This is a genomic window from Cupriavidus sp. 8B (assembly GCF_054589115.1).
Genome location: NZ_BAAILO010000045.1, coordinates 1 through 4,253, shown reverse-complemented (window position 1 = coordinate 4,253; position 4,253 = coordinate 1). Strand labels below are relative to the sequence as shown.

The window sequence follows — 4,253 nt, the reverse complement described above, 5'->3', positions numbered from 1 at the left end:
GTCCTCTCGGCGGTCGACGCCTGCTTCCAGTACTGGAAGAGACCAAACGAAGTGCTGCGAAGACTATGCTGCATTACTTAAGACGCTGTGTTTAGTTGGGAACCGGCCACTCGACGATTAAGCCGTCAGCACCAATTCAGCGTCAACGGAAGCGGTCATTGTGGAACGACCGCCTCTGGGTGCGGATGGGCGGCAGTTCGCTACGCACCCGATTCTTTCCTTGCGTCATGCAGGATTGTTGGGGCTTAAGGGGTACTGCGGGTTGTTGGTATCTTGTGTTTGTGCTGGGGGAGGGTCGCTGAGTTTGGAAGTGGTGCTGAAAGCGTGGAGGGGCGCCACCAAGGCGAGCCACCCGCCGCGCACCTCTGCCATGGTGCTGCCATCTAGTTCTTCAATACAGGACAGATCCTTGATTACGAGAGTAGTCATTGCGGTTCTCCTGGGATTGGCTGTGAGCATTTTGACGGGCTCACTAGAGCCAGAGCATATCGTGTGCCAGCAGCGCTCAAGGACCTGACTTGGTACCTAACTCGCGGAAAAATAAGAGAATTGTCGAAACTCTACCCGCCATGCAGCGTCCGGACGCGACCAACCTGTGTGCTGTGAGCCAACAGGTTGAAGGAGGGCTGTTCACAGGGGCACAACATCCGCCAGGGGCGTGTCTCCCCATACATCGCCACCTACAGGTCGGATGACGCTTTCCCGGCCGAATCGGCCCTTCGGCGCTGCGGTGTCGAAGGCTCAGAAGGGCCGGAAGAGACGACCCGTCTGCGGCGCGTCGAGGTCCCCCCGGCCATCTGCAGCCGTTCGCCCGTGCGCTCGGACGGACAATCAAACGTCGGCTCTACTCAAACAGCGGCCCTCACCTACCAAGCTGACCGGTCCCATCATCGGCCTTATGGAAAGCTTTGCATAAGGCCGATCTTCCGCCGCTTAAGCAACGCGGCGCCGCTGCCGCGCACGTGTCTGTTGGCAGCCGTTCGACGCCAAGGCCAAAAAGTCAGGAGATCCTGTTTGAATCGGTCTGTCCCGGTTTCGGGGTGCTCTGGCGGTGGCAAGTCCAGAGGTCGGGCAATTGTGTCTTGCCGTGTCGCAACTTCGGCGTAGGATCAACAACAGGAGACGGTGATGAGAAGCGCAGGCGCATCGTACTGGCCGAGCCCACCGGCTTGCTGGCCAAGAGCCCGTCCGTCCGGGAGGCAAATCCTGGACGCGCGCCCGTGAACGCCTGAGCTTGGAGCAAGTCAACCACCCAAGGATCCTCCCATGATCACCGCCATCGTCCTCTATGACCTGCCGTCAGACATCGGCCTCGAGGAGTGCCGCGCCCACTTCACTAAGATCGCCCCCGATTTCCTCAAAATTCCAGGCCTTCTGCGCAAGCAGTTCATCTGTGCCCGCGACGGCAAGGTCGCCGGCGGCGTCTATATGTGGGAAAGCCGGGAGGCGGCAGAACGCTTCTACTCCGGCGAATGGCTCGCCGGCATCCGCGCCCGCTACGGCACGGGGCCGAAAATCAGCTATTACGAGACCGTCGCACTGACCGACAAGGCGAGCGGCCAGGCGGGCGGGCTCGACTGATCGGCTGCGAGGACCGGCCATGCGCAGCGCAATTGGACATTAACCTGCATGCAGGCGTCGGGATCGGCAGCTCGAAGCGCGTGGCGCGAGCGGGCGCCTGGACAGGCTCTCGTCGCATAGGTTTCGGTGACTGCTTCTGCAACTGATGAGGTCGGGCGAAGGGCGGTCATCGGTGGATTCGCATCTGGAGATGATGAGATGAATTCATTCCGCGTTCTGCTTCTTCCTGGGCTCGGAAACTCCGGGCCAGATCATTGGCAATCGCATTGGCAAGCGGCATTTCCCGATTTCGCGAGGGTGGTTCAGGACGATTGGGAAACCCCGGATGCGGCCGACTGGGTCGATCGACTGCATCGAACCATCTTGGCGGACGACACACCAGCGATTCTTGTCGCCCACTCACTTGCATGCTGTCTCGTCGTGCGCTGGGCGCAGGCGCACACCGGTCCTGTCGCCGGCGCACTGTTAGTCGCACCCAGCGACGTGGAGGCGTCAAGCTTTCCTCCAGGCACGAGCGGCTTTAAACCCATGCCCTTGCATAGATTGCCGTTCCGTAGCCTGGTGGTCGCGAGCTCAGACGACGAATACGTGTCGCCAACCCGCGCCAAGAAATTTGCCGACGCATGGGGCGCCGACTTTGTCCTTCTCGGTGCGCGTGGACACATGGGCGACGCCGCCAAGTTGGGAATGTGGTCAGAGGGCGTCGAACTCTTAGACAGGCTCAGAGGGGAATCGAGGTAACAAAGGACCACCTTGCCCATCCCCGACGACGGCTTTGCGGAAGCCCGGATTGCCGGGATTGGGTCGGCTGCGGCCGGCTCGGCAGCAGGATCAATAGTCCGTCACCGGCCGCCCAGGAACGAACATAGCTCTACGGGCTCCGGATTTCTGGGGTGAAGACAGATGGTAAGCGCGAAATTAGGAGCACCTAGTGCCGGACATTTGGAGCCAAATGGAACAGGTCACCCATTCTGTAAAGCCGCTCGTTGCCAATGCGGATACCACTACGGGCACCTGTGCAGCAGGCGGCGGCCACTCATTATATGTTGCCAAAATCGATGGGGTGCCGTCATGCTGGGTCAGCAAGGTGGATCGAAGGACAAGCCGTTCTATTCCTTCAACCTTGACGACCTCGCATGGCGATGTCTTCGTTGGTATGCTTTCGGCTGTCGGTCCGATTGACCCTGAGACTCCTCCTACTTATGCCGGTGCCCAACTTGCGAGCATTTCCGACGATTCTCGTTCTCCCCTTGTTGCTAACGATCTCGCCGGCGTGCTCAACCGGACCTGATGTCACGTCACCGACGGTGATGGAGAACTCGCTTGGAATGAAGTTTGTGCTGGTACCCTCTGGCGAATTCATGATGGGTAGCAGCGAATCGCCTGACTCGCTCGCCAAGGTGTATCCGCAATATGCCAAAGAGCGCCTCCAAGCGCTGGCTGACGAAGCGCCGGTGCATAGGGTGCGCATCACCAGGCCGTTTTACCTGGGTCAATATGAGGTGACGGTTGGCCAGTTCAGGCGGTTCCTGGAAGCATCCGGCTATAGGCCGGAGTCCGAGGTTGATGGCACAGGCGGCTATGGCTACAACCCGAACTACGATCCCAGAGCGTCGGCACGGGGGGATACATTCGAAGGACGCAGTCCACGGTACTCGTGGGAAAATCCCGGCTTCTCTCAGGGTGACGATCATCCGGTGGTCAATGTCACATGGAATGATGCTGTGGCAATGAGCAAATGGCTCAGCGAGAAGGAAGGGAGAACCTATCGCTTGCCCACTGAAGCCGAATGGGAGTATGCCTGTCGCGCGGGCACCAGAACGCGTTACCACAGTGGGGAGGACCCGCAATCGCTGCTCAAAGTCGCCAATACCTTCGATTCCGATACGGCGAGGAACTGGCCGAAGTGGAGCAGTTTTGCACTGGCGGGACATGATGGTTTTGTGTTTACGGCGCCGGTGGGCAGCTTCGCGCCGAATGCGCTGGGTATCTACGACATGCACGGCAACGTGTGGGAATGGGTCGCAGACTGGTACGGAGAAAGCTATTATTCAGAATCGCCGGTTGACGATCCCAAGGGCCCAGAGTCGGGCAGCGTACGCGTGCGTCGCGGAGGATCGTGGCACACTTGGTCGTTCTACGCTCGCTCGTCGTATCGCAACTGGAATACACCGCAGACTCGTTATCCGTTGGTCGGCATTCGCCTAGTACGCGAAGCCGACGCAAACGAGCACTAGATGCCAAGGAGCGCGGGTCCGTCAATACAGGATGAGACCGCTCTCTGGCCGTAAGTCGACACCCCACCGAAATATCCAGGCGCAAAGCGAGTTGGATTCGTTGATTTATCTCAGTCGGCGGGTCAACCCAATCCGTGCGCACTCACCAACGACCGTAGTACCTTGTGGAATCCTCAGCCAGTTTCGGCCGCTCATGGCGCGGGCCCTGGATGGCCGATCGCTGGTCAAACGTGACGCGAATCTGAGTCGGGCGGCCACTTCCGCGAATGTCCGAGCCTAGGTGGAGGAGGTTTGCCCGCCCCAACTCCAGCGCTCGTCAGGTACGCATGGCGGCGCTAATTTGACATCCTCCCCTCCCTCAGCCTTCGGCTGCCGCGCTTTGCGCGGAAAGGGAGGGGATTCCTGCGGCGCTCAGGGGCAGCATGGAGCTGCTCA

General features: G+C 59.8%; 5 protein-coding genes. 4 read left to right on the top strand and 1 reads right to left on the bottom strand.

Annotated elements, in window-relative coordinates:
- Positions 1-225 precede the first annotated feature (225 nt).
- Complete coding sequence (locus tag ACYP5B_RS04735) at positions 226-429, bottom strand: hypothetical protein (RefSeq protein ID WP_459568746.1); 204 nt, start codon at positions 427-429, stop codon at positions 226-228.
- 837 nt (positions 430-1,266) lie between these two features.
- Between ACYP5B_RS04735 and ACYP5B_RS04730 the strand changes: the two genes are divergently transcribed.
- From ACYP5B_RS04730 to ACYP5B_RS04715, 4 genes are all read left to right on the top strand, one after another.
- The gene (locus tag ACYP5B_RS04730) at positions 1,267-1,581 is read left to right on the top strand and encodes a YdhR family protein (RefSeq protein WP_459568745.1); all 315 of its coding nucleotides are present in this window, start codon (positions 1,267-1,269) and stop codon (positions 1,579-1,581) included.
- Between the two features lie 198 nt (positions 1,582-1,779).
- The gene (locus ACYP5B_RS04725; RefSeq protein WP_459568744.1) at positions 1,780-2,322 is read left to right on the top strand and encodes an RBBP9/YdeN family alpha/beta hydrolase; all 543 of its coding nucleotides are present in this window, start codon (positions 1,780-1,782) and stop codon (positions 2,320-2,322) included.
- 211 nt (positions 2,323-2,533) lie between these two features.
- Positions 2,534-2,872, top strand: coding sequence for a hypothetical protein (locus tag ACYP5B_RS04720; RefSeq protein ID WP_459568743.1), 339 nt, complete (start codon positions 2,534-2,536; stop codon positions 2,870-2,872).
- Complete coding sequence (locus tag ACYP5B_RS04715) at positions 2,784-3,818, top strand: formylglycine-generating enzyme family protein (protein WP_459568742.1); 1,035 nt, start codon at positions 2,784-2,786, stop codon at positions 3,816-3,818. Before ACYP5B_RS04720 ends, ACYP5B_RS04715 begins: the two co-directional genes overlap by 89 nt.
- Positions 3,819-4,253 lie beyond the last annotated feature (435 nt).